Source organism: Gleimia europaea ACS-120-V-Col10b, from assembly GCF_000411155.1.
GTDB classification, from domain to species: Bacteria; Actinomycetota; Actinomycetes; order Actinomycetales; family Actinomycetaceae; genus Gleimia; species Gleimia europaea_B.
Map to the genome: position 1 here is coordinate 1,498,072 of NZ_KE150266.1, position 24,268 is coordinate 1,522,339.

Annotated in this window: 20 protein-coding genes; 12 read left to right on the forward strand and 8 right to left on the reverse strand. The window is 57.1% G+C overall.

Annotated features, from left to right (window positions below):
• Positions 1–63: 63 nt before the first annotated feature.
• A complete protein-coding gene (locus tag HMPREF9238_RS06775) occupies positions 64–810 on the forward strand; it encodes a GntR family transcriptional regulator (protein WP_016444716.1) in 747 nt (248 codons plus the stop codon).
• Between the two features lie 69 nt (positions 811–879).
• On the opposite strand, the gene HMPREF9238_RS06780 is transcribed toward HMPREF9238_RS06775, so the two are convergent.
• Together HMPREF9238_RS06780 and HMPREF9238_RS06785 are read right to left on the reverse strand one after the other, a co-directional pair.
• On the reverse strand, positions 880–1,599 hold the full coding sequence (locus HMPREF9238_RS06780) for a M48 family metallopeptidase (protein ID WP_016444717.1): 720 nt from the start codon (positions 1,597–1,599) through the stop codon (positions 880–882).
• A 43-nt stretch (positions 1,600–1,642) separates the two neighbouring features.
• Positions 1,643–4,234: an aldehyde dehydrogenase family protein gene (locus tag HMPREF9238_RS06785; protein WP_016444718.1), complete on the reverse strand. Its 2,592-nt coding sequence runs from the start codon at positions 4,232–4,234 to the stop codon at positions 1,643–1,645.
• 637 nt (positions 4,235–4,871) lie between these two features.
• On the opposite strand from HMPREF9238_RS06785, the gene HMPREF9238_RS06790 reads away from it, so the two are divergent.
• Positions 4,872–6,833, forward strand: a complete 1,962-nt coding sequence (locus tag HMPREF9238_RS06790) for a bifunctional metallophosphatase/5'-nucleotidase (RefSeq protein ID WP_232217612.1) — start codon at positions 4,872–4,874, stop codon at positions 6,831–6,833.
• A 159-nt stretch (positions 6,834–6,992) separates the two neighbouring features.
• Here HMPREF9238_RS06790 and HMPREF9238_RS06795 read toward each other — a convergent pair whose 3' ends face one another.
• Positions 6,993–7,673, reverse strand: coding sequence for a uracil-DNA glycosylase (locus tag HMPREF9238_RS06795; RefSeq protein ID WP_016444720.1), 681 nt, complete (start codon positions 7,671–7,673; stop codon positions 6,993–6,995).
• Between the two features lie 89 nt (positions 7,674–7,762).
• Here HMPREF9238_RS06795 and HMPREF9238_RS06800 point away from each other — a divergent pair, with 89 nt between their 5' ends.
• Both HMPREF9238_RS06800 and groL read left to right on the forward strand, forming a co-directional pair.
• Entirely contained in the window at positions 7,763–8,356 is a 594-nt protein-coding gene (locus HMPREF9238_RS06800; RefSeq protein ID WP_232217613.1) for a LytR C-terminal domain-containing protein, read from the forward strand.
• 294 nt (positions 8,357–8,650) lie between these two features.
• Positions 8,651–10,270, forward strand: coding sequence for a chaperonin GroEL (groL, locus tag HMPREF9238_RS06805; RefSeq protein WP_016444722.1), 1,620 nt, complete (start codon positions 8,651–8,653; stop codon positions 10,268–10,270).
• A gap of 122 nt (positions 10,271–10,392) precedes the next feature.
• On the opposite strand, the gene HMPREF9238_RS06810 is transcribed toward groL, so the two are convergent.
• From HMPREF9238_RS06810 to HMPREF9238_RS06825, 4 genes are all read right to left on the reverse strand, one after another.
• A complete protein-coding gene (locus HMPREF9238_RS06810) occupies positions 10,393–10,683 on the reverse strand; it encodes a WXG100 family type VII secretion target (RefSeq protein ID WP_016444723.1) in 291 nt (96 codons plus the stop codon).
• Positions 10,684–10,914: 231 nt separating this feature from the next.
• Positions 10,915–12,216 (reverse strand): HD domain-containing protein, encoded by a 1,302-nt coding sequence (locus HMPREF9238_RS08665; protein WP_016444725.1) that lies wholly within the window; start codon positions 12,214–12,216, stop codon positions 10,915–10,917.
• A gap of 72 nt (positions 12,217–12,288) precedes the next feature.
• Positions 12,289–13,785, reverse strand: a complete 1,497-nt coding sequence (locus HMPREF9238_RS06820) for a sensor histidine kinase (protein ID WP_016444726.1) — start codon at positions 13,783–13,785, stop codon at positions 12,289–12,291.
• Between the two features lie 2 nt (positions 13,786–13,787).
• Positions 13,788–14,513, reverse strand: coding sequence for a response regulator transcription factor (locus tag HMPREF9238_RS06825; RefSeq protein WP_040316520.1), 726 nt, complete (start codon positions 14,511–14,513; stop codon positions 13,788–13,790).
• 142 nt (positions 14,514–14,655) lie between these two features.
• Between HMPREF9238_RS06825 and HMPREF9238_RS06830 the strand changes: the two genes are divergently transcribed.
• The 8 genes from HMPREF9238_RS06830 to HMPREF9238_RS06865 all read left to right on the forward strand — a co-directional run bounded on the left by HMPREF9238_RS06830 (position 14,656) and on the right by HMPREF9238_RS06865 (position 22,980).
• A complete protein-coding gene (locus HMPREF9238_RS06830; protein ID WP_016444728.1) occupies positions 14,656–15,228 on the forward strand; it encodes a PH domain-containing protein in 573 nt (190 codons plus the stop codon).
• On the forward strand, positions 15,229–16,881 hold the full coding sequence (locus HMPREF9238_RS06835; RefSeq protein ID WP_016444729.1) for a PH domain-containing protein: 1,653 nt from the start codon (positions 15,229–15,231) through the stop codon (positions 16,879–16,881). It begins immediately after the preceding gene.
• Positions 16,878–17,750 carry a Rossmann-like and DUF2520 domain-containing protein gene (locus tag HMPREF9238_RS06840; RefSeq protein WP_016444730.1) on the forward strand — a complete coding sequence of 291 codons (873 nt, stop codon included), beginning with the start codon at positions 16,878–16,880 and terminating at the stop codon, positions 17,748–17,750. Before HMPREF9238_RS06835 ends, HMPREF9238_RS06840 begins: the two co-directional genes overlap by 4 nt.
• Before the next feature lie 83 nt (positions 17,751–17,833).
• Positions 17,834–18,682, forward strand: a complete 849-nt coding sequence (gene panC, locus HMPREF9238_RS06845; RefSeq protein ID WP_016444731.1) for a pantoate--beta-alanine ligase — start codon at positions 17,834–17,836, stop codon at positions 18,680–18,682.
• Positions 18,675–19,121 carry an aspartate 1-decarboxylase gene (panD, locus tag HMPREF9238_RS06850; RefSeq protein WP_016444732.1) on the forward strand — a complete coding sequence of 149 codons (447 nt, stop codon included), beginning with the start codon at positions 18,675–18,677 and terminating at the stop codon, positions 19,119–19,121. The genes panC and panD overlap by 8 nt, the downstream gene beginning before the upstream one ends.
• A 124-nt stretch (positions 19,122–19,245) precedes the next feature.
• A complete protein-coding gene (gene lysS / locus HMPREF9238_RS06855; protein ID WP_016444733.1) occupies positions 19,246–20,793 on the forward strand; it encodes a lysine--tRNA ligase in 1,548 nt (515 codons plus the stop codon).
• Positions 20,794–20,849: 56 nt separating this feature from the next.
• Positions 20,850–22,304 carry a TrkH family potassium uptake protein gene (locus HMPREF9238_RS06860; RefSeq protein ID WP_016444734.1) on the forward strand — a complete coding sequence of 485 codons (1,455 nt, stop codon included), beginning with the start codon at positions 20,850–20,852 and terminating at the stop codon, positions 22,302–22,304.
• Positions 22,297–22,980 carry a potassium channel family protein gene (locus tag HMPREF9238_RS06865; protein ID WP_083938928.1) on the forward strand — a complete coding sequence of 228 codons (684 nt, stop codon included), beginning with the start codon at positions 22,297–22,299 and terminating at the stop codon, positions 22,978–22,980. The genes HMPREF9238_RS06860 and HMPREF9238_RS06865 overlap by 8 nt, the downstream gene beginning before the upstream one ends.
• Here the strand turns inward: HMPREF9238_RS06865 and HMPREF9238_RS06870 are convergent.
• Entirely contained in the window at positions 22,977–24,218 is a 1,242-nt protein-coding gene (locus HMPREF9238_RS06870) for an MFS transporter (protein ID WP_016444736.1), read from the reverse strand. The genes HMPREF9238_RS06865 and HMPREF9238_RS06870 overlap by 4 nt on opposite strands.
• Between the last annotated feature and the right edge of the window lie 50 nt (positions 24,219–24,268).

Here is a 24,268-nt window from a genome sequence, read left to right on the forward strand (position 1 = left end):
TACGATTTGTATAATCATCCCAGAACGGTTTTACAGTTTCGATTTAGCATTTAGGAATTCATGATGGCCCACGCGCCTTTTAGTCCGAACATTCGGGTTGTGCATGACAGTGACGTGCCGCTTCACGCGCAGATCTCTGACGGCCTAGCGGCGATGATTTTGAGCGGTGAGATTGCTCCGGGTACTCGCCTTGAAAACGAGGTTTCGATGGCGAAGCGTCTGGATGTTTCGCGCCCAACTGCTCGTCAGGCTCTGCAGTCTTTGGCTGATAGGGGGCTGGTTAAGAGGCGTCGGGGTGCAGGCACGGTTGTTACTGCACCCCATGTTCGCCGGCCCATGCAGTTGTCGAGTTTGTTAACCGATCTTGAGCAGGCTGGTTTTGAGGTGGAGACGCGGGTGATGTCTTATAACACCCACCGGGCTACTGAGGACGAGGCGCAGCGTTTGGAAACTGAATCGGGTGCGCCGGTTACATTTATTCAGCGTTTGCGCTTAGCTGATGGGGATCCGATCGCGCTCATGTCTAACCTAATCCCGAGTGACATTGCGCCTACCCGTGAAGAGCTGGAAGAAAGCGGTCTTTACGATCAGCTTCGAGCTAAGGGCGTGGTGCCCTCCTACGCGACTCAGGTGATCGGGGCGCGTAATGCGACGCTAATGGAGGCGGACGCTTTGGGGGAAAAGCGTGGCGCTGCTTTGCTGACTGCCACGCGCATTGCGTATGACGCGCAGGGAAGGGTAATTGATTACGGAACCCATATTTATAGGGCGTCAAGGTACTCATTCGAAACGAAGTTTTTCGCCGATTAACATTAGGGCGGTTTGTGGAGGCGAGAGTAGTCTTACAGATCGCACGAAATTGTTGTTTGCGACTGGGCGCTATTTTAGTGCCCTGTCTGCTTCCTCGTAGCCTGGAAAGTAGCGGGCAACGAGGGCGTGAAAGCGCGGGGTGTGGCCGCGTTCCACCAGGTGCACGAGTTCGTGGGTGAGCACGTAGTCCAAGCACTGCTTAGGTTTCTTTGCAAGGTTGATGCTCAGCCAGATTCGCTGCGCTTTCGGGTTGCAGGTGCCCCAGCGGGTTCGCATTTTCTTGACTCGATACTCGCTGGCCGCCAGGCCGGTGCTTGTTTCGCATCGCTTAATGGCTGCGGGCAGGGCCAGTTTCAGTTGTTCGCGATACCACTCGGTTAAAGCCGTCTCCCGCCTCTGGCGTGTAGACCCGGCAGGCAAGGCCAGAATTAGTCGCTCATCTTGCGCATACACTCGTGCCTGATCGGCTTCGTGTACTTCTAAAACCAGGGGCTGGCCCCACAGAAAGTGGGTCTCTCCGGTAGTGAAATTGGGAGCAGTGCGCGCCTGGCGCTTAATGGTGGACAGATGGGTTAGCGCGAAGCTTTGCAGATCTCGTATGGGCACGCCCCTCGGTGCCGTGATAACCACGTTGCCGCCGGGCGCCTTGACCCGCAGGTAAGTGTTCTTAAGGCCGGTTTTGCGTACCACGGTCACGGCAATCCCCGCGACCGCAAACGTCTCGGTGCTCACAACCTGTGGTTGCGCGCGCCGCACCCGTTTGTAAGGACGCGGGGATCGGCCAGTCATTAAAGTTCTCCTGTTTCGCTCTGGGCGCTAACAGGACTTTAGTTTAGCGGCTCCATTTTTGGCTGCGGAAGCAAGCGGTGAGTAGCTCCTTAATGTCTTCCAGACGCGCGGTTTGGGGGTTGCCTGAATGTGACTGGTAGTCGAATGCCAGTGAGGCGATTTCGCCGCGCTTGTGATTGAACGTGGATTCCGGCATGCCCATGTTGCGTAGCAGGGGAGTTAGTCCAACCTTGTCACGCAGATTTTCGAGGGCGGTAGCGTAGGCTTCCACCGCGCCCTCCGGGCCAACCTTAATCCCCAGGTGCCGGGTGAGTTCCTCACAGCGCGCGGGCACTTGGAACGTCTCGTAGTTGGGCCAGGCCACGAGTTTTTGCGGCTGGGAACCGTTGAATCGCACCACGTTTGGCAGAACTGCGGGCAGCAGATCTTGGCGTGGTGTGCCCGAGAATTGGGCGAACGCTTGCACGATCGCATCGGCCAAGCCCAGGCTGGTGTTGCCAAGCGCGGTAGAGGTGAGGGAGCCGGCGGAAATGATCTTCTCGCGGCTGTTTTCGTGTTCTGCGCTGTGGTCAGACTCATCGACGGCACGCGGTAGGTTTGTGAATGCGAGTTCGAGGCCGTGCAGTGCAAGCGCGTCTGTGTAGTCGGTGGCGTGGATGGAGAATAGTGCTTCGGTTGCCTGCGAGATGGTTTCAAACCCGCGAGCTGCAAGCACTTCTGGCTTCCAGTGAGCCAGCTCAGGATCCATGAACGTGATGCTCGGCAGGTAAGAGGCGGACTGGATGAGTCGTTCCAGGCCCGTCTCGGTATCCGTGATGGAGGCTTTGGCTGACAGCGCGGCCTGGCCACCGGAAGTTGTGGGGATGCAGATGAGTCTGGGGTTGGATATACGCGGGGGAAGACCGATGCGGCCGGCGCAAATGTCAGCCATATCAGCTTCGGGGATTGTCAGACCCACGCGCACAAACTTCGCGGCATTGATCGTTGCGGTGGCGCCGAAAGCTAGGAGCGTGTCCGGTGCGAAACCGGCGGTTTCACTGGCGGCCTCGCGGAGGAAATCGACGGTCAGGTTACGCGGAATGTCGTCGATAATCTGGATGGAACTCGCTTCTTCACGGGTGTGAAGGAGAGCTAGAAGCTCGCTGACCGCACCGCAATTGAGGGTGGCCTTGTCGGTAAAGATGGTGATTTTGCCAAGATCTTGCAAGGTTGCGAGTTGGCGTAGAGCGCCCGGACCTTGGAAAATTTTTGACGGCACTTGGAAGGGTGTAATCACGGAGTTCCTCCGCCCGAGTCGTTTGATATTGATTAGGTTCACTGCGCTGACGTTGTTGGATACGGAGTTGTGTCCGTAGGATCCGCAGCCAAGCGTGAGCGATGGGATGAAGCTGTTGAACAGTCCGCCAATTGCGCCTTGTGAGGTGGGTGCGTTTTCTACCAGGCGCACGGCCTGCACGCGGCTTCCGAACTTTGCAATGATGTTGTTGTCACGGCAGTGGATGGCAGCGGTGTGTCCAAGGCCGTCTTGTTCTACCATTTGCGCGGCAAGCTCGATGCCTTCGTCCGCATCTTTCGCGGTGAGAACGGCAAGCACGGGGCTGAGTTTTTCGCGCGTGAGAGGTTCAGAATAGGAAACTTCGGTGCATTGCGCGAGGATCGCTTGCGTGCCTTCGGGTACTTCAAAGCCAGCTTGGTGCGCGATTTCGTGGGCTGATTGGCCAACAATGCTCGGGTTGAGGCGTGCGGTGGCGCAGGCATTGGTGAATGCTTTGGCACCGAACATGAGTTTTTCCAGCTTGGCCTTTTCCGCTTTGGTAGCGATGTGGCAACCGAGCGATTTGAACTGTTCAAGCGCGGCTTGTTCGATTTTCTCATCGAGGATAACGGCCTGTTCGGAGGCACAGATCATTCCGTTGTCAAAGGCTTTGGAAGAGACCACGTCATAAACGGCGCGGTTAAGATTTGCCGATGAGTGGATGTAGGCGGGGGAGTTGCCGGCGCCAACGCCAAGAGCGGGCTTCCCGCACGAGTAAGCGGAGCGTACCATCGCGTTACCGCCGGTGGCGAGGATGACGGACACCCCCTCGTGATTCATGAGGGCGCTGGTCGCCTCCATAGAGGGGGCTTCAACCCATTGGATGCAACCTTGTGGAGCGCCCGCACTCAGGGCCGCTTGGTACACGATCCGAGCGGCTTGAGAGGAGCACTGTTGCGCGCCAGGATGGAACGCGAAAACGATCGGGTTGCGCGTTTTCAGGCACATGAGCGATTTGAAAATAGTGGTGGAGGTGGGGTTAGTGACGGGGGTGATACCGGCTACCACACCAACAGGTTCGGCGATTTCGGTGATGCCAGTGAACTGGTTTTGCGAAATGACGCCAACCGTTTTGAGGTCGCGCATGTAGGCGGTGACATGCTCAGCAGCGAAGATGTTTTTCACTGTTTTATCTTCAAAGTTGCCGCGGCGTGTTTCTTCAACGGCCATTTCGGCGAGGGTGGCGTGGGCATCGCGCGCAGCTTTGGCAGCGGCTTCGACGATGAGATCCACGCTGGCTTGGTCGAAGGTTTTAAACTCGTTGAGGGCGCTGAGGGCCTTTTCGACGAGGGGATTAATGGTTTCAGAGATTGACGTCATCGCTCTTTCTCCAATTCAACTAAAGGGGGCTTAAAGATACGGTAATCCCTACATGAGTGAAGGTCTAGAGTTTTCTTGATTCTGATATGAAATGGAGAACACGTGAAAAACCGTGCACCACCTCTGCGATATTGTGCAGGCGGTGTGGGGCGCCGGCATTGTCCGAATCTTCGATTACCGTGGCTCTTCCAGCTGAGCCAGTGGAGTTGGGTGACATTCTGCGGGAGAAGATGCCAGGCAAGACGCCAAGCGGGAAGTTGAGCGCGCAAAGTGTAGGTAGTAACAGGCTGGTTAGGTCTGACACTCAGGCGGGCCTGTATCGGCTCGTACTGGTATCTACATCAAGGGCGCGCTAGTAGCCGCCCTACTGCTGCTCGTCAGCGCGTGCAAACGCCCATTTTGACCGCGTCGACCCGCATCGCATTGTGCGCCTGTTGCGGAATAATTTGACCAGATACCGAAGCGTGCAAAGAGAATTGCCGAAATTGTTTTAGAAACCCAAAACAATAATTTGTTAAATAAAAATAATGGATACTGATACTCCCTCTAAATCGAGATGGAAATCTGAACACAGCACGAAAGGGAGTAAATGAGAAAAATAGCAACCTTTGCAGCGTTGCCACTGGTCTTCGGACTAATGGCTGTGCCTGCATACGCTGAAAGTGGAGTCACCGATATTGATGACCTCACCCTTCTAGCTACCACCGACATACACGGAACTCTAGTGGACCACGACTACTTCACCGGGCAACCTTTTGGAGCTTCCAAACCCGAAAATGCTCGCGGTATGGATCGTCTCTCGACGGCCGTCCAGAAGGTTCGGGAAGAAAAAGGTAAAGACGCCGTGCTTCTTCTTGACAATGGCGACGCGAACCAGGGTTCCTCGATTGAAACGGTGTATCACTCAAACCAGACAGCCAGTACCGTTGACCCTATGGCTAGCGTGTTTAACTACCTGCAATACGACGCTGTAGCTGCCGGTAACCACGAGTTCAACTACGGTCTTGAATCCCTCGACCAATACATTAATAGTCTTAACATGCCCTTCCTCGCGGTAAACGTTAACGTGCGCGAAACTGGTAAACCCGCATACAAGCAGTACACCATCATCAACAAAAAGACCAAGGATGGTCATGAGGTGAAGGTGGGTGTCATCGGAGCTGTGACCCCCGGCGTTCCCGGATGGGATGGAGTGAAAGTAGCCTCCCTCGAATTCCGCGACGTTGTACAAGCCGTGAAAGAGGTAGTGCCAAAAGTCAAGGCAGAAGGTGCAGACGTAGTAATAGTAACCGCGCATACCGGTGAAGACCCCGAGGATTACAAATGGGACGCTAACGACCTGCAAGAAAACGCTGCCCGCTCAATCGCGCAGAACGTTTCAGGCGTTGATGTTGTAGTGGCTGGCCACTCACATGTGACTGACGTTGTCCAGAAGTACTACACCAACCCAGATGGGCGCGAAGTGCTCCTAACTCAGCCGGGTTACCATGGGCGCTTCCTCTCCTCTGTCAACATTCCGCTGGTTCGCAAAGACGGCAAAGTAACGGTTGAGTGGGGTGAAAATAAGCCGGCAGCCGAAGCGCTAAAAGCTCCGGACTACGAGCCAGATCCCCAGATTGAACAGGTGATCGCCCCCTGGTTTGAACAGACCAAGCAGTGGGTTGCAACGGTTGTTGCGCAATCCACTGAAGAGATGAAGTCAGAAACCTCCCCGTGGGAAGACACGCCAATCCTCGACTTCATAAACAAGGTTCAAACCGATGAACTCACCCGCGCGCTGAAGGGCACCGAATACGAGAACCTGCCGATAATCGCGGAAGTCTCCCCGTTCTCTCGTACTGCGGTATTTGCAAAGGGCGACGTAACGATCGCAGACATGGCATCCATCTACGTGTACGACAACACGCTTTTTGGTATCAAGATCAACGGTGAACAGCTAAAGGACTACCTGGAGTGGTCCGCACGCTACTACGTTCAGCAAGAAGAGGGAGCCGAGATTACGGATTGGCCTTCTGTTCTCAACGCGCGGTATGAAGGTACAACGCGAGGCCTGCGAGACTATACCTACGACGTGCTTTCGGGCGTCAACTATCACATTGACATCTCCAAGCCGGTTGGACAGCGAATCGACCTACTCACCATGCCGGACGGCTCGCCAATCAAGCCGACCGACGAGTTCGTGCTCGCCCTGAACAACTACCGCCAAGCCGGTGGCTCCGACTACCCGCATGTCAAGACCGCGCCGATTGTCTACGACGAGCAAAAGGCGATCCGCGACCTCATGATCGAATGGGCACAAGAACACGGCACTATCAACCCCGCCGAGTTTTTTGTGCATAACTGGTCAGTTTCGACCTCTCCGGCCAAAGTAGATGAGCCGCAGCCAAGCGAAACTGAAACTGCACCCACCGCAGAGCAGAATCAACCCCAGCCCACCCCAACGGGGCAGGCAAGCCAGGTTGAAAAGCCGAGCAAAGCGAAAGGCATGAGCAAGCCGCTTGCCAAGACAGGTTCGGGCAACGTCCTCGCCCTTTCAAGCGCGGCGCTCGCCCTGCTCCTTGCAGGTACCGTCCTGGTTCGCAGGCGCTCCAACGTGTAGTTAGAGCCCCGCAAGGCAAAACCTTGCAGACAAGGTAACGGTTGAGGTCGGAAGGAAACCCCTTCCGACCTCAATCAATTGGTACAGTGCGTGCAGCGGGCCAGCGGCCGTTCACGTTCGGTCGAAGGGGTGGCGGTGGCGGCAGAAGGCTGGCTAAAGTCAGGGCCGTGATAGATCCCAGTTCACGGGCGTTGCCCCCATTTCGATCAGTTGCCTGTTAGCTCGGGAAAATGGTCTTGATCCAAAAAATCCGCGGCGAGCGGACAGGGGGGAGGGGTGGGCAGATTCGATCACCGACGTGTTCCCAAGCAGTGGCTTAACCGCTCTAGCGTCACGCCCCCACAAAATAGCCACCAGTGGCTGGTTTCGATCTACGAGGGCGCGGATCGCTGCCTCCGTCACCTCCTCCCAACCCCGGCCTCTGTGTGAACCCGGGGCGCCGGGACGAACGGTGAGCACGCGGTTCATTAAACACACCCCTCCGCGAGCCCAAGGCGTCAAATCTCCCGACGTTGGCATCGGCACGCCCAAATCCTCATGCAACTCGTTAAAAATGTTCACCAGGGAACGCGGCAGAGCCACGCCTGGTCGCACCGAAAATGACAGTCCCATCGCATGCCCCGGCGTGGGGTAGGGATCTTGCCCAATAATGAGCACCTTCACATCCGCAAACGGGTAGGTGAACGCGCGCAACACGTCTGTGCCCGCAGGTAGGTAACCATTACCTAGCCGGTTTTCCTCGCGTAGCATGTCGCCAAGACGGTGAATCTGGGGCTCAAGCGGGCCTAAAGCCTGCGCCCACCCCTCGTCAATCAAATCAGTTAAAGGCAAAGCACTCACGCCCTCATCCTACGCGGCAAAACTGGTGCCAATCAGCCAATATCGGCGTGGATGAGCAGATGAAAGCAGAAAACCGGTACGCTAAAACTGTGAGTTTGCATCAATATCCTGAAGACGAGTTTGACCAGGCAGGCGCCGAGGGCCCCGTTGGCCTCTTTCGCGAGAAGCCATCGCGCTGGAAAACCGTGCTGCCTTTCCTGCTCGTGTTAATCATCGTCCCCGTGCTCGCATGGGGCGCAGTATCGTTGATAACCGGCCGGGGCAGTAACGAAAACGCCTCGCCCCAGCCAACGACAGTTGCCACGCAGGCACCTACGGGTACTACGCAGGCATCATCCGAGACCGAGGCTGCTACAGAAGCGACCACACAAAAGCCAACGGAAGCGCCAACCGAGACCGAACCTGCCATCTCTAAGGACGTTGCCATCCAGATCCTTAACGGTACGCGAGTTAACGGGCTTGCCGCCGAGGCTGTTGGAAAACTGCAGGCAGACGGATACCAGTACGTGAGCGCCTCCAACGCTTCGGGCTGGCTTACAGAGTTCACCACCGTTTACTACGCGCCCGGAACCCGGGCAGGAGCTGAAGCGATTGGCGAAATCCTGGGCATTAGTAACTTCTCGGAGAACAGTACAGATTTGGGCAACGCTGACTTCGTTGTCGTCCTAAAGGGCGACTACTAAAACGCCCGCTCCGCGTCCCGGCAAGAGTGTGCGGCGGGGCTGATCTGGAGAATGCAAACTCGCAAAGGCGGCCAGACTTGAGTCTGGTCGCCTCAACTTTTTGAGCTATTAGCTAACTCGTCTTGCACTCTGCTCATTAGAGTGCCAAAATAACTATTAGCACTCACAAGCATTGAGTGATAAAGCAAGGGTTACTAGGTGAGGCCACCATTTGCGAGACAGAAACGCAAACCCGGCTGGTCGTCCGTCGCGGGCACCTCGTAGCCAACAACCGCTACAGCGGAGGAAAAATACATGTCCAAGTTGATTGCATTCGACGAGGAAGCACGCCGCGCCATGGAGCGCGGGTTAAACACCCTCGCCGACACTGTAAAGGTAACGCTAGGCCCCAAGGGCCGTAACGTCGTCCTCGATAAGAAGTGGGGTGCTCCCACGATCACGAAGGACGGTGTTTCTGTTGCAAAGGAAGTTGAGCTAGAGGATCCGCTCGAGAAGATCGGCGCTGAGCTCGTCAAGGAAGTTGCAAAGAAGACCGACGACGTCGCAGGCGATGGCACCACCACCGCAACCGTTCTGGCTCAGGCGCTCGTAAGCGAAGGCCTGCGCAACGTTGCTGCAGGTGCAAACCCGATCGCACTTAAGCGCGGCATCGACACCGCCGTTGCGAAGGTAGTGGAGAACCTCCACGCCGACGCGAAGGAAATCGAAACCGTTGAACAGATCGCAGCAACCGCCTCCATCTCGGCAAATGACACCGAGATTGGCCGCCTCATTGCGCAGGCCATGGACAAGGTTGGTCGCGAAGGCGTCATCACGGTTGAAGAGACCAACTCTTTCGAAACCACCCTCGAAACCACTGAGGGTATGCGCTTTGAAAAGGGATTCCTCTCCCCGTACTTCGTAACTGACGCTGAGCGTCAGGAAGCCGTGTTCGAGGACGCCTACGTGCTCCTCGTTGAAGGCAAGATCTCTAACGTTAAGGACCTGCTCCCGCTACTGGAGAAGGTCATGCAGTCCGGCAAGCCGCTGCTGATCATCGCTGACGACGTTGAGGGCGAGGCTCTCGCAACCCTCGTTGTGAACAAGATCCGCGGCCTGTTCAAGTCCGTTGCTGTTAAGGCCCCGGGCTTCGGTGACCGTCGCAAGGCCATGTTGCAGGATATGGCTATCCTCACCGGTGGTCAGGTTATCTCTGAAACCGTTGGTCTTTCGCTTGAAACTGCCGACCTCGACGTGCTCGGCCAGGCCCGCAAGATCGTCGTCACCAAGGACGAAACCACGATCGTTGAGGGTGCCGGCACTAAGGAGGCTATCGACGGTCGCGTGGCGCAGATCCGCGCGGAAATCAAGAACTCGGACTCCGAGTACGACAAGGAGAAGCTCAACGAGCGCCTTGCCAAGCTTGCTGGTGGCGTAGCCGTCATCAAGTCCGGTGCTGCAACTGAAGTTGAGCTGAAGGAACGTAAGCACCGCATTGAGGACGCCGTCCGCAACGCTAAGGCAGCTGCAGAAGAAGGCATCGTCGCCGGTGGTGGCGTGGCCCTCATTCAGGCCGCTCAGAAGCTTGCCGATCTTGACCTCGAAGGCGATGAGCTCACCGGCGCGAACATCGTTCGCGTAGCGGTTGAAGCGCCGCTCAAGCAGATCTCGGTAAACGCAGGCCTAGAAGGCGGCGTAGTTGTTGACAAGGTCAAGCACCTGCCCGCAGGTGAAGGCCTCAACGCCGCAACCGGTGGATACGAAGACATGCTCAAGGCCGGCATCGCCGACCCGGTAAAGGTAACCCGCTCTGCACTGCAGAACGCGGCATCCATCGCCGGCATGTTCCTCACCACCGAGGCAATCGTAGCCGACAAGCCCGAGCCGCCGGCACCGGCCGCTCCGGGTGCCGACGAAATGGCTGGCATGTACTAAACCAGCAATAGGCGAACTGTGGGCGCGGGTTTTCCCGCGCCCACAGTCATACCCGCCCGGATTTCGCCACGAGGCAACCAGTAGCGCCTATTGCGAATTCGGATGGGTTACCTATTGGCGAGCTACCCTGCGAATAGGGCGGCCGCTCCAGCCTCGGCATCCGAATAGGTACTCGCTGCTGCAGCAAGCTGGATCCCAATTTCATCCAGGGACTGCTCCACAATCACCTGTGTTGAACGCCAGTTCGCGGCCGCCGCCGAAAACTGGGCTGATGCTGCGCCAGACCAAGACCCCTGCAACGCGTCCAAATGCCCCATCATTGCCTGCACCTGCGCGCGAATACTATCTGCACTTGCGCGCACCATTGCCGAAGCCTGCGCTACCTGCGTTGGATCTACATGAAAAACCGTCATCACCATTCCTTTCTTTCAACCGGTCATGTAGCGCCATGCTCACCTATCGAGGTGAAACGCCGCATGCAATGCCAGGGAAGGTGTGGGCAGGCGGAGGGTAAGCCGGCATGTGGAAAGAACTGGGCGAACAACAGAAACAGTCAAAATTAGCTGGGCGCCCCCAATACGTGAAAAACGGAGACCACGCGTCCGCCGGGGAAAACGGGTTTGGCGAAAGGAGGGCAGGCGCGGCTATTGGTCGCGCTCTGAAAGTCGCTGGCGAAGCCGGCTGATATCTTCGCGCGACTTTTCCTGAATACGCCCGCGGAGTTTGCTCGCATCTGCGGCGCGTTCATCGATTCGCTCACGCAAACGACCAGCATCTGCCGCCCGCTCGTCAATTCGCTCATCGATCCGCTCACGAAGCCTGCTCACATCTGCGGTGCGCTCGTCGATTCGCTCGCGCAAACGGCTTGCGTCCCCAGCGGTAAAGGCATCCTCGTGAACCTGTTCGGCACGCGTGCGAGCAAGGCGAGCCAGCTCCTTTGCGGACAGTCTACGAACTCTGCGCTGCGTGGGACGAACGATCACATCGGGCTCATCTTCCAATGATGAAGCACTGTCATCGTCTGACGAAGAAGCCTCGTCTGCCACAGGTGCTGGCGGATGCTCTAAGGCAGGCGTTGATTCAGAGTGTGCGGCGTTATTTTCGGAGTCGAAGTCATCCTCTTTACGCACAATGATCGGGTCATTCTTTGCCCCGATCTTCTTGATAATTCTCGTTGAAGTCGTAGTTAGTGGATCGAAACTCTGCTCGGGCGCATCCTCAAAACGCGCACTAGGATCCGCCTCGGTGATGAGCGCGTCAAGATTCGCCAGCTCGGCCTCAAGATTTTGCCGTGCAGAAGCCTCCCATGCAGCCCCTCCCGGAGACAAATAAATCTGTGAGCGAGCAAGCAGTGAACGCACAAAACGACGCCGCGCCGTCCAATACTGCAAATCCGACAGATGGGGAAACTCCTGGCGAAGCAGACTGCGATACTGCTTGTACTCCTGCGGAGTTGCAGACAAGTCGCGCTGCGTTGCATCCAGAAGCGCGGTTGCATCCACGTCGTCAGCGGGTGCCCGGTGCGTAACTACCACGCGGATCAGTTCACAAACCCGCCCACAAACCGCCGGCGAAAAACCAAGCCTAGTCAAAGAGTGCGAGATTTCCTGCGAACACGAAGCCTGAAAATGTACCGAATCTGAAACTTCAAACTTCACGGCCTCGGGGGGAACCAAACCCGTGTACCAAGCCGCGATCTGCAACAATTCCGGGGTGTGAGCGGCTGGCGCCAGCTGGTCAAAAGCGGCAATCACCCGGCTCAAATAAGCAACATTGTGATAGGGGCGCTCCTTGGCTTGCCAAACTGAGAGTAGGCCGCGCACCTCTTCGTCAATCAACTCTTGCGCAGGCTCAATCCCGCACGAATGCACCGCGCTCACAAACGTGCGCGGAAGCCACGCTGGAACCGGCGCGCTCGCAGATAATTCCTGACCTATTTCAGCCACAGCCCTATGCTAAGTCCATCCTGAGACATAGGCAAAGAAGCCTCATTCATAAAATCTGCTCCCCTTAGGGGACTATTGCGGTTTCTTAACAGACGCCGACTTGTCCTGCTTTAAGGGAAGCACAAGTCGAACCGTTAGGCCGCCACCCGAAGTCTTATCCAGCGTTGCCTGCCCCGAATGCAAAGCCAGAATCGAAGCAATAATGGAGAGGCCAAGGCCAGAGCCACCCGAAGCGCGCGAGCGGGACACGTCCGTGCGGAAGAAACGTTCGAATACGCGATCCCGGTCAGGAGCAGAAATGCCCGGCCCGTGGTCGCGAACCTCAACGATACCGTTGCCCTCCTGCTGGCCAATCGCAATCTCTACCGGCGAGCCCTTAGGCGTATAGCGGATGATGTTGCCAATCAGGTTAGTAAACACCTGCGTGATCTGATCCTTGTCAGCCTCGATAACCAGGCTGCCGGGTGCGTCTTTGCCCTCGTCGATGCTAATCACGCTGACAACGCGCGACGGATCTAACGCGCTCACGTCAAACAAAGAATCGTGAGCCAGTTTTACGAGGTCGACGGGCTCGGGGTGAATCTCCGGCACCTCATCCAACCGGGCAAGTGTCAAAAGGTCCTCAACCAGCTTGCCCATGCGTACCGACTCGCTCTCGATGCGTTGCATAACCTCCGGCACGCGCTCATCGGGCACGCCGCCCATACGGTAAAGCTCACCGTAACCACGTAAGGCTGAAAGGGGAGTTCGCAACTCGTGGGAAGCGTCCGAAACGAACCGGCGCATGCGCTCCTCCGAACGCTGCTGCTGGGCAAACGAATCCTCAATCTGCGCAAGCATAACGTTCAAACTCTTCGCTAGCGAACCAACCTCCGTCGATTCCGGCTCGGGGTCAATACGCTGGGCCAAATCACCCTCAGCGATCTGTCCGGCCACATACTCAATGCGGCGAAGCGGGAACAAAGACCGGCGAATCAGATAGTAGGACGCCATCGCGCCTACCACCACGATCAACAGGCCGAGCAGAGAGAAGTATTGTGCGGAGTTCAAAATCGTTTCCGTCGTATTTGCAAGAGGAAGCGCAACCGTCACCACGCCGTAAGGCCTATCGCCAACCGACACGGGAACGGCAACCGCCCGCCAATACGAATCGCGCTTCGAAGAGGGCACGTTCACCGGCTTTGTTACCGCGTTCGGCGGCAAAACCGTATCGAGAGCCAAAAGAGTGCCCGGATTTGGCGTACCGTAGCGCTGCGCAGTATCGGTAGCGATCGCAACTTGGCTTACGCCATCGATTGATGTGAAGCGAATGTAATAGTTTGAAGGCACGTCAGCCGGCACACTGGCAATCACCGAACGAACTGCGGAGACGGCTAGCTGCTTCCCGGTGCTCTCCAACTCGCGATCAACCTGATTCACCAAATGCGCCTGCACGATGCCAACCATCACGGCACCCGCAATCGTCAACGCAACTGTGAGCAGTGAGGTAAATAAGATGACCAGTCTTGCTCGTAGCGTTGCCGAGAACCAAACCTCCCGCAGCGTCCTACGTGATCTGCCCGAGCTCATAACTAGGCGTTCTCTGGCCTCAACATGTATCCAACGCCCCGGCGCGTGTGAATCAAATCGCCCGAACTTCCCGGCACAGCAAGCTTGCGGCGCAGATACGAAATATAAGATTCCACAATCGCGGCCTCGCCGTCCCAGTCGTACTCCCACACGTGATCCAGAATCTGCATCTTAGACACCACGCGGCCCTCATTGATCATTAGGTAGCGCAAAAGTTTGAACTCGGTGGGAGACAGGTCTATCTCTTGACCCGCGCGCCGCACCTCGTGCGCGGCGTCATCCAACTCTAGGTCCGCGATGCGAAGCACATTATCATCGCCGCCGCCCGCCTTCGTCCGGCGCAAAATCGCGCGGATACGAGCCACGACCTCCTCAAGCCCAAACGGCTTCGTCACGTAATCATCGCCACCAACCGTGAGGCCCTCAATCTTGTCGTCCATCTGATCGCGAGCCGTCAAGAACAGCACCGGTGTGCGCGAACCTGCCTCACGAAGACGCCTCGTGACCGTGAAACCATTCATATCCGGAAGCATCACGTCAAGCACGATAAGATCTGGATTCTCCGTAGTAGCCAAATGGAACGCAGACTTCCCATCAGCGGCCGTCAACACCTCGAAACCGGCAAAACGCAGAGATGACGCCAGCAGGTCAAGAATGTTTGGCTCGTCATCCACAACCAGCAGGCGCGCCTCCGCGCTCGTATCATCGATACCCATCTTCAAATCCATCTCTCAATCACATACCCATTGGCTTAAGAATATCTGAACAGCGCATGCAAAAAGCCCCCGGATAAGAACCTGTGGCAACCAAAATGCCAGAACCTGTAACCTTGAAGCTGAAAACGTCAGAGCTTACAGACAGGTGAAACAAATGAGCGAAGTGCGCTACGCCGGGCAGCTACCGGACGGAGTGTTCCCCTTTCAACCTCCTAAAACCCTCAGCGGCCGTAGCGAGATAGTTGGAGACAGCCCATTTTTACCTGCAGACGTACAGTTTTACGGTGTTTCGCCCGCCCTCGTAAAAGTACGAGTTGTAAGCCTGCTGATCACGTTTGCCATCATGGTGATTCCTGGAATTGTCCTGGCCATCTTTGTAACCAAGTGGATCTGGCTTTACGTGCTCGCCGTCGTTGCCCTCTTTGCCTGGCTCCTGTGGCTTGTCCCGCGCCAAGTGCGCGCCATCGGGTACGCAGAAGCCGAATCTGACCTGCTCATCCGCTCGGGCATCATGTGGAAACAACTCACCGTTGTGCCCTACGGACGACTGCAATATGTAGACGTGTCCGAAGGGCCCATTGCACGCGCCTTTGGCATCGCCACCGTGCAACTACACACGGCCTCGGCCTCCACGGACGCCTCCATCGCCGGCCTGTCCGCAAAAGAAGCAGCGCGCCTGCGCACCAGTCTTGCCCAGCGCGGCGAATCCGAACTGGCGGGACTCTAAATGGAAAAGGTACGCAAAGAAACCGCCGTTGAAAGCGGCATTGCTGAATCTGAGTGGAGATCACTCCACCCGGTCACGCCTCTAGCGAAAACCTGGGCCGTTTTTGCCGCCTTTTTCGCCTTCATCTTCTACCAGTTCGCCGACCTGTTAAAAGAGCTCACCAGTCTGGGCCTAATCGAAACTTACGGGCCGGTAGTAGTGTTCCTCGCCATCGCGGCCGGCATCCTGGTGATCATCATTGTGGCTGGCATTTACTCGTGGATTGCCTGGCGCAAAATGGGATTTGCAATCACCCATGACGCCGTGTACTACCGCGAAGGCATCCTCTTTCGTAGTCAGCGCCACGCGCGCCTAGACCGCATTCAAGCTGTAAACATTACGCATCCGCTGATTGGCCGTATTTTTGGACTTGGACGTATAGACGTTGAGGTTGCCGGCGGTGCGAACTCTAACTTCCAGCTGGGGCTACTGAAAACGCAACAGCTGGAGGAGGTTCGCCGCGAAGTGCTTTCCCAATCACGCACTGCGAAGCTACTCAAAGCGGGGAGGCTAGACGCTGATATAACCGACGCAGTTACTGCGAGCGAGGCCGGCGCAGCCTCAATCCCGTTAGAAGGCGGCCAGGCTGGAACTGTTTCGGCCTTCAGCTTGGATGAGCCGGGGGAAGAATTCGAGCAGGTCATCTACAAGGTACCGGCAGGTCGGCTTGCGGCGTCGTTGGCGCTCAACATGGGAATTATCTTTTCTATTCTTGTGGGGCTGGCCATCGCGGTGGGTTCCGTGGTTGGAACTATGATGCAGGGCGCCTCCTTTGCCGCGATGATTCCCGTGCTTCTGGGCGCCCTGGCATTGTTTGCCTACCCGTTCAACCAGTTCACAAACAACTTTGGGTTTACCGCGTTGGTAACCCGCGACGGTATTCGCATTCGCTCGGGCCTACTCTCCACTCGTGCCCAAACCATTCCGGTGCAGCGCATTCACGCGGTAACAGTTTCTCAACCCTTCTTCTGGCGCATCTTTGGCTGGTATCGTGTCAAAATCGTACAGGCTGGCTTTGCGGCGGATGCGCAAGACAAAGTGGATCACGCCGTCCTCCTCCCCGTTGGTACGCGCGAAGAAATGCTTCAAGCCCTGTGGATGGTATACCCCGACCTTGGCGTTCCCAACCCGGTTGAGACGATCATGTACGGCCTTGAGGGCGAAGGCACCATGCTTGGATTCAGCCAGAACCCGCAGCGCTCCCGCCTGTTCGACCCGCTGGTTTGGCGGCGGCGCTCCATCAAACTAACCGATGTTGCGATCATGCTGCGCGACGGTTTCATAACCCGTTCTTTCTCGATTATCACCTACGATCGCCTGCAGTCCACGCGCATCGCTCAAGGCCCGTGGGACCGCAAACGAGACCTCGCCGGGATTTACTTCCACCTGGTTGAATCCAACTCTCGCATTGACCACCTGGACGCAGCGCAGGCATCCAGCCTCCACGCCGAAATCACACGTCGGGCCACCATCAGCCGCCAAAAAGAGAGCCAAGAAGCCTGGGCCGCGCGCGCCATTCCCGGCGCCAACCAGACTCACGACGCATACGCGGGTAGTGCAGCGGGCGGCGGCCTCGACAAACACTTTGAACCAAATAGGAGAGAGCAACAGTGAAAGCAGGACGCTTCCGCGTAGGCATCATTGGCGCGGGCCGAGTGGGCCCGGTGATTGGCCGCGCCCTCCAACTCGTGGGGCATGAAATCATCGGTATTACGCGTTCATCCAACCCGCAACGCAATGATGCTGCCGAAGCAATCCTGGGCGTTGCCGTAATCGAACCTGACGAGGCGTGCCAGGCCGACCTGGTAGTCATAGCTATTCCCGATGACCAGATCGAACCTCTCACGCAGGGCCTGGCAAAACTCGGGTGCTTTCGCCCCGGCCAAGTAGTTATGCACACGAGCGGCGTGCATGGCATTAACGTACTTGAATCCGCGCAAGCCGCAGGTGCCCTACCCATTGCCCTGCATCCCGCGATGACGTTTACCGGCACCAGCTTGGACGTTGATCGCCTGCAGATGTGTCCTGCAGCTATCACCACAACTGCGGTGGCCCTGCCAATTGCATCCGCCCTCGCGCTGGAAATGGGAATGGAACCATGCGTGGTTGAAGAAGAAGACCGCACGCTCTACCACGCCGGCCTCACCCACGGGGCCAACCACCTCGTCACCCTCGTGACCGAGGCTGTTGCGATCCTGGAGGCCGCCGGCATTGAAAACCCCGGCCTTTACATTCGTCCGCTCCTAAACGCCGCGCTCGATCGTGCTTTATCCGAAGGCGTCCATGGCCTCACTGGACCCGTCCGACGCGCGGACATCGGCACCCTCAAAGATCACCAGCAGGCATTAACTGAGGCCGGCTTGGACTCTATCTTGCACACCTACCGCAACATGGCGCGCACAACCGCGCACCTTGCCGGCGATAACTTGCTACTGGGCGAAAACCAGGTGCAAGCCGTCCTGCGTGCTTTGGGTGAGGAATAGAAAGTGGCAAGTTGGCCACAAGTGGCATTCCTGATTCGCGCCTAGCATGCGCAAGGGAGCACAATAGTCGCAAAGGAGGCATCTTGGAACCACAAGTGGTAAAAACCCGCGAAGAACTACGAGCCGCACTGGCGAAACTGCCGGGCCGGCTCGGCCTGGTCATGACCATGGGCGCGCTACACGACGGGCACCTCAGCCTCATTAAAGAGGCTAAGCAACACGCCGACCACGTTCTGGTCACCGTATTTGTGAACCCCACGCAGTTCGCACCGGGTGAAGACTTCGAGAAGTATCCGCGCGACCTCGATGCCGATCTCAAAGCAGTGGCGACAGTGGGCGCTGATCTTGTATTCGCGCCCGCAGCCAGCGAGATGTATCAAGGTGAAGCCGCAGTCACTATCAACCCGGGGCCCACCGCAACCGTTCTAGAAGGTAAAACGCGGCCCACACACTTCGCGGGCGTACTGCTCGTAGTGCACAAGATGTTCAACCTCACTGGTGCCGACGTTGCCGTGTTTGGCCAAAAGGATGCGCAGCAACTCGCAATCATCCGCCAGATGGTTCGCGACCTTGACATGCCCATCGAAATCGTGGGCGCGCCCATCGTGCGGGGCAAGGATGGCCTTGCCCTCTCTTCACGCAACGCGTACCTATCTGCCGCGCAACACCAGCAGGCTCTTGCCCTCAGCGGTGCCCTCAAAGCCGGAAGGCAAGCGAGCAACAGCGGGGCGAGTGCAAGCCAAATCAAAAAAGTAGCACGCGGTGTCCTCGAAAATGCGGGCGTAAAAATCGACTATGTGGAGCTGGTTGACCCCACCACATTCGCGCCCGTGCAGGCCGGAGAAGCCGTACTGGCCCTGGCTGCCTACGTTGGCAACACGCGCCTGATCGATAACGCCATCCTAAACATTGGGGAGGCTACCAATGCCTAATGAAATCTACCGCACGCTAATGAGCAGCAAGATTCACCGCGCCACCGTGACCGGCGCGGACCTCAACTACGTTGGATCCATCACCGTGGACAAAACCCTGCTGGAAGCAGCCGGCATTCTTGAAGGCGAACGCGTTGACGTGGTGAATGTGACCAACGGAAACCGCCTGTCTACCTACACCATCAACGGTGAGGCCGGATCGGGCGTCATCCAGCTCAACGGTGCCGCCGCGCACTTGACCGATCCGGGTGACATCGTCATCATCATCGCCTACCAGTCCGTGCCCGAATCCATGGCGCCCGGTTTCAAAGGCAAAGTTGTGCTGGTCGACACGGCCAACCGGATCATAGACCTTGGCTCAGACCCGGCGGGCGTGCCTACCGGCCTCGAATACGCTTCCGGTGGCGAAGGCCCCCTTACCTCCCCGAATCACGGCTGACCATCCGCATACGTAGCGCTCGAGGATCTGTTTAACGGTGCGTGAAGGGGTGGCCCCGCGCTCTCGAAACGTGATATTAGCCCACTATTTCCCGCATGTAGTGCCCCTTTAGTACGATGGGGGCGTGGAAAAGAACAACGAGTCGTCTGAAATTCAAGAAGCCCCCGAGCAGTTTCGTGTCCGCGCCGAAAAACGCGCGCGCATGCTCGCAGAAGGAACCGATCCTTACCCGGTAGAACTGCCCATCATCACCACCATTAAAAAGGTGCGAGAAGAGTTTGACCGCCTCGAAATTGACGAACAGTCACCTGCCCCCGTGGGCGTTGCTGGCCGCGTCATGTTTATTCGTGGTTCCGGGAAGCTCCAGTTTGTTGTGATCCAGGATGGTGAAGGCAACCGCATTCAGGTGATGCTCTCCGCTAAAGAGGTGGGTAGCGACTCGCTAAAGGAGTTCAAGGCCAACGTAGACCTTGGCGATCACCTTTTCGTGCACGGCCCGGCAATGCGTTCGCGCCGCGGCGAGCTGTCCATCTTCGCCCAGCCGGGTGAGGACGTGCCGCCTTGGCGTATCACCTCGAAGGCGCTGCGTCCTTTGCCGAAGACATTCACGACGGAGACTGGGGAAGAGATGAGCCTTTCGGAAGAAGCTCGCATTCGCCAGCGTCACCTCGACATGATTTTACGTCCGGCTGCCCGCGAGATGGTGCGCACCCGCGCGGACGTCGTGTGGTCGCTCCGCGACTACTTCCACCGCGAGGGATTCTTGGAGATCGAAACGCCGATGCTTCAAAACATTCACGGTGGTGCGGCCGCTCGCCCGTTCCAAACCCACATGAACGCGTACGACACAGAACTTTACTTGCGTATCGCGCCGGAACTGTTCTTGAAGCGCGCGGTGGTTGGCGGCGTGGAGAAAGTTTTTGAAATCAACCGTAACTTCCGCAATGAGGGTGCAGATTCGTCGCACTCGCCAGAGTTCACCATGCTTGAAGCGTACGAGGCTTACGGCACCTACAACACCATGGCAACCCGCACCCGCGACTTCATTCAAAAGGCCGCGCGTGACGTATTTGGTACCGAGAAGGTAACGCTTGCTGACGGCTCCGAGTACGACCTGTCTGGACAGTGGGATGAGATTTCGCTTTACGAGGTAGTCTCGGAGGCTGTCAAGGAAGAAATCACTCCGGAAACCGAGCTTTCTCGCCTTGTGCAACTAGCGGAGGAACGCGGAATTGCTGTTCCTGACCACGCTGTGGCTGGCAAGGTTGTAGAAGAGATTTTTGAGCACGAGGTTGGCGATCACCTGTGGGCGCCGACATTTGTGCGCGACTACCCGGTGGATACATCCCCGCTGGTTCGCCAGCACCGTAGCCTGCCGGGCCGCGTTGAGAAGTGGGACCTGTACGTTCGCGGTTTTGAGCTAGCCACCGCCTACTCCGAACTCGTTGACCCAGTGATCCAGCGTGAGCGTTTTGAAGCGCAGGCGCTTGCCGCAGCAAATGGAGACCCGGAAGCGATGGTTCTTGACGAGGAATTCCTGCAGGCCATGGAACAGGGCATGCCACCTACGGGAGGTATGGGAATGGGTCTTGATCGCCTGCTGATGGCTCTAACCGGCTACGGAATTCGTGAAACCATCACGTTCCCGCTGGTAAAACGAGTGGAGAATTAACTGTAAGTTAGTTCATAGCGAACCGGTGTAACGTTTTCTTCCAGCAGAGCACTACAATGCTTGGTATCAAAGCCAAGATGATAGGCGAGCAGAACGCTCGCGAGCAAAGACGTGCGGAAGTTCGCAGTCCAGGATTTTATCCGGCGCGAATGGCCTTGCTTGGGCTCGGCATAGCAATTTCGGTGGGAACCGTATTGCTGATGCTCCCCATCGCAAGGTCTGGCGCTCCCATGTGGCCAGGTAACGTGCCGGTGGCAGTTGTCGGCCCCTCCATTTACGGAGGAGCACCGCTGTCTGTAGCACTATTCACCGCTACTTCGGCCACCTGCGTGACCGGCCTAATCGTGGTGGATACAGCCACGTATTGGAGCACATTCGGCCACGCTGTAATCGCAATACTGATTGAGATTGGTGGGGTGGGAGCGATGACCTTCGCCGCTCTCCTCGCCGTTTACGTAGCCCACCGCCTGAGTCTGAGTCAGCGCCTCGTGGTAGCTCAGATTACGGGCGCCCTCACAATGTCAGATATGCGCGGCTTCGTAAGACGGATCGTCCGCATGGCTATCATTGTGCAGGCGTTCTTCGCGATCCCGCTAGTAATCGACTTCTATTTGCGCTCCAAATCGCTAGGTGAGGCCCTACAATGGGGCGTATTCTTCTCAGTTTCCGCGTTCAACAACGCCGGTTTCTCTTTAGAAACGGACAGCCTGATCCCGTTTGCTACGGATCCGTTCATCATCTTGCCAATCTCAATGCTGATCGTGATTGGTGGCCTTGGATTTCCGGTACTGGCTGAAATTGTGCACGCATTCAAAACGAGGAAGAAGCGGCCCTGGTCCTGGTCCCTCAACGCGCGTCTCGTAATCCATGGAACCATCGGCCTCATTCTCACCGGATGGCTACTCATCGCGCTGCTCGAGTGGGGCAACCTCTCGCAGGCGGGACATTACACGGGGGCGGATAAACTCCTCATAACGCTATTTTCGGCGATCTCGCCGCGCACAGCGGGTTTCAACTCGATGGATATAGCATCGCAAAGCGACGTCACCTGGCTGGTCACTGACATTCTCATGTTCATTGGGGCCGGCCCGGCCGGAACTGCGGGCGGAGTGAAAGTGACAACCGTGCTCGTGCTTGTCTTCTTGGTTCTCACCGAAATTAGGGCGGGCCAAGCCGTGCAACTGTTTGGCTCCCGCATTGGCAGGTCCACCCAGCGTGCCGCCATCACGGTGCTGATGATTTCCTTCAGCCTTGTTGTCAGTGCCACCGCCATAATCATGCTACTGACTCCCTGGGGCATGGATCCCATACTGTATGAAGTCATATCCGCGCTCAGTACGGTTGGCCTCACAACGGGCATCACCCCGCAGCTGCCCATTGCAGCGCAACTGATTATTTGTATGCTCATGTTCTTTGGACGCGTGGGGCCCGTGGCAGTTGCAACAGTCTTAACTATCAGACCAGACACGAAGCTCTACGAGCTTCCCAAGGAAAGGCCAATCATTGGTTAGTTTTTCATTTCTTCCGCGAGTGCGTGCAGGGGAAGCTGGCGATGTTGCCATTATCGGTCTTGGACGCTTTGGTAGCGCGATGGGTGAGGAACTCGTGGCATCCGGAGTGCAAGTGCTTGGCATAGACAAGGACACGGACGTAGTCCAGGTAATGAGGGGACGCTTCACGCAGGTGGTGAAAGCTGACGCATCTAACGTTGAGGTGCTACAACAACTAGGCGTTGACGAGTTTCAAACTGCCGTGGTTGCAATCGGGGAGAATTTGGCATCTTCCATCCTCGTTGCCTCCGCCCTGCTACAACTCAATGGGCCGGAAATCTGGGCTAAAGCAGCAACAGCCCAGCAGGCCGAGATTTTCCGGCAGTTGGGAATCAAGCACGTGTTCGAGCCGGAAAAGAACATGGGGCAGCGGGCCGCGCACCTCATTACGCGCCGGCTTTCAGACTTTTTTGACCTGGGAAATGGGTTTGCGCTAGCCACGGCTACCGTACCGGAAAAGGTGAGTGGAAAGCTGGTTAACGAAACGCGTTTCCGATCCGCGCATGGGGTCACTCTCATCGGAATCAAGAAAGAGGATGGGACGTGGGAGCAGGTCTTGCCGGGTACCAGGCTACTTGCGGGACAAACCGTGTTGGCTGCGGGGCCGTCCAACAACCTAGAGATTGCATTTGCTTAGGCCCGCGCGGGTTTTGAAACTTCCGGTAGACGCGAGGCAGCGAATACTCCTACAAAGCCAACCAGTGCCAAGAAGATCAGTGCGGGCGAAGCACCCCACACAGCGATAACGCCGGAGACCAGGCCAACCAGTAGCAAGATGATTCCCATAAGCGTGTTCGCGGCGCCCACGTATCGCGTGCGAACGTCTGATTCAGCCATGTCAACGATGTAGGTTTTGCGAGCTACACGCACCACAATGTGGGCGAGGTTGAGTGCGAAGAACGAGGTTGGCAGGATCCACGTTAGGGCGCTTTGGGGCCCAAAGTGAACCGCAGCGAGGGTCAGCAGAATGATTACGGAGGCCACGCCCGCCCCAATCGACATGGTGTTTTTTGAGGACTTATCGGAAAATCTTCCCGAGATTCGCCCGCCGATCAAAGCCGACAGTCCGGACGCCACGAGGAAGAGCCCTAGCCCCGTGATGTCGCTACCGACCTCTTGCGAGAGCAATACGACAAAAGCTGTTGACAGCGCAGAAACGAGCATCAGCGAGCGCACAATCACGAAATTGCGGAAGTCACTTTGATCGCGAAACAACTCCCACGTGTCTTTCCACCAGGCTTTGTCTAGGCCGCCTCCGTCAGCATCTGGATCAATGGGCTCATCAATCTTGTTGAACACTAGGGCAGCTAGGAACCAGGTGAGGCCGGAGAGTGCAATGAGCGTCACGAGGGCGCGTGGCTCTTGCAATGCTGGTGTGAGGGAGATCGCCAGGCCGATCACCAAGGAGACGAGACCGCCGATAGCGGCTGACCGTCCGGTGATAAGGCCGCGTTTCCCCTTATCCACAATGCGCCCTTGCACATCTTTTGAGGCGATCGAGCTGAGGGAGCGAAAGATAGCGAAGACGGCGAGTAGCACGAGGAAATTCAGGCCAAACGCCAAGCCTTCGAGGAAGATCGCCGAAATTGCCATGAGTAGGGCGGCTACGCCCTGGCCGATCGCTCCAATCACCCAGATCCCTTTGCGGCGCTTGTGGCCAATAACCCACGGGGTGAACGCGGCTTGGGGGAGCATGGAGAGGGACTCGCGAATCGGCACGAGCATCGCGATTGTGAAGCCGGGCGCTCCACCGGCCTGTAGTACCCACGGCAACACAGTTTTGGCAGCAATGATCTGGTCACCGATATTTTGTAGGGCGTTCGCGCCAATAAATCTGTTTACGTTTGCCTTTTCGTTGGGTTTTTCTTCTGCCATGCGCTGCCTTCCTTACTCGGCTTCCACCTTACGAAAGCCGGCAGGCGCCA

Coding starts and splice junctions, on each gene's coding strand:
- HMPREF9238_RS06775 (WP_016444716.1), top strand. CDS start 64: ATGGCCCACGCGCCTTTTAGTCCGAACATTCGGGTTGTGCATGACAGT.
- HMPREF9238_RS06780 (WP_016444717.1), bottom strand. CDS start 1,599: ATGACTGGCCGATCCCCGCGTCCTTACAAACGGGTGCGGCGCGCGCAA.
- HMPREF9238_RS06785 (WP_016444718.1), bottom strand. CDS start 4,234: ATGACGTCAATCTCTGAAACCATTAATCCCCTCGTCGAAAAGGCCCTC.
- HMPREF9238_RS06790 (WP_232217612.1), top strand. CDS start 4,872: ATGGCTGTGCCTGCATACGCTGAAAGTGGAGTCACCGATATTGATGAC.
- groL (WP_016444722.1), top strand. CDS start 8,651: ATGTCCAAGTTGATTGCATTCGACGAGGAAGCACGCCGCGCCATGGAG.
- HMPREF9238_RS06810 (WP_016444723.1), bottom strand. CDS start 10,683: ATGACGGTTTTTCATGTAGATCCAACGCAGGTAGCGCAGGCTTCGGCA.
- HMPREF9238_RS06820 (WP_016444726.1), bottom strand. CDS start 13,785: ATGAGCTCGGGCAGATCACGTAGGACGCTGCGGGAGGTTTGGTTCTCG.
- HMPREF9238_RS06825 (WP_040316520.1), bottom strand. CDS start 14,513: ATGGATTTGAAGATGGGTATCGATGATACGAGCGCGGAGGCGCGCCTG.
- HMPREF9238_RS06830 (WP_016444728.1), top strand. CDS start 14,656: ATGAGCGAAGTGCGCTACGCCGGGCAGCTACCGGACGGAGTGTTCCCC.
- HMPREF9238_RS06835 (WP_016444729.1), top strand. CDS start 15,229: ATGGAAAAGGTACGCAAAGAAACCGCCGTTGAAAGCGGCATTGCTGAA.
- panD (WP_016444732.1), top strand. CDS start 18,675: ATGCCTAATGAAATCTACCGCACGCTAATGAGCAGCAAGATTCACCGC.
- HMPREF9238_RS06860 (WP_016444734.1), top strand. CDS start 20,850: ATGCTTGGTATCAAAGCCAAGATGATAGGCGAGCAGAACGCTCGCGAG.
- HMPREF9238_RS06870 (WP_016444736.1), bottom strand. CDS start 24,218: ATGGCAGAAGAAAAACCCAACGAAAAGGCAAACGTAAACAGATTTATT.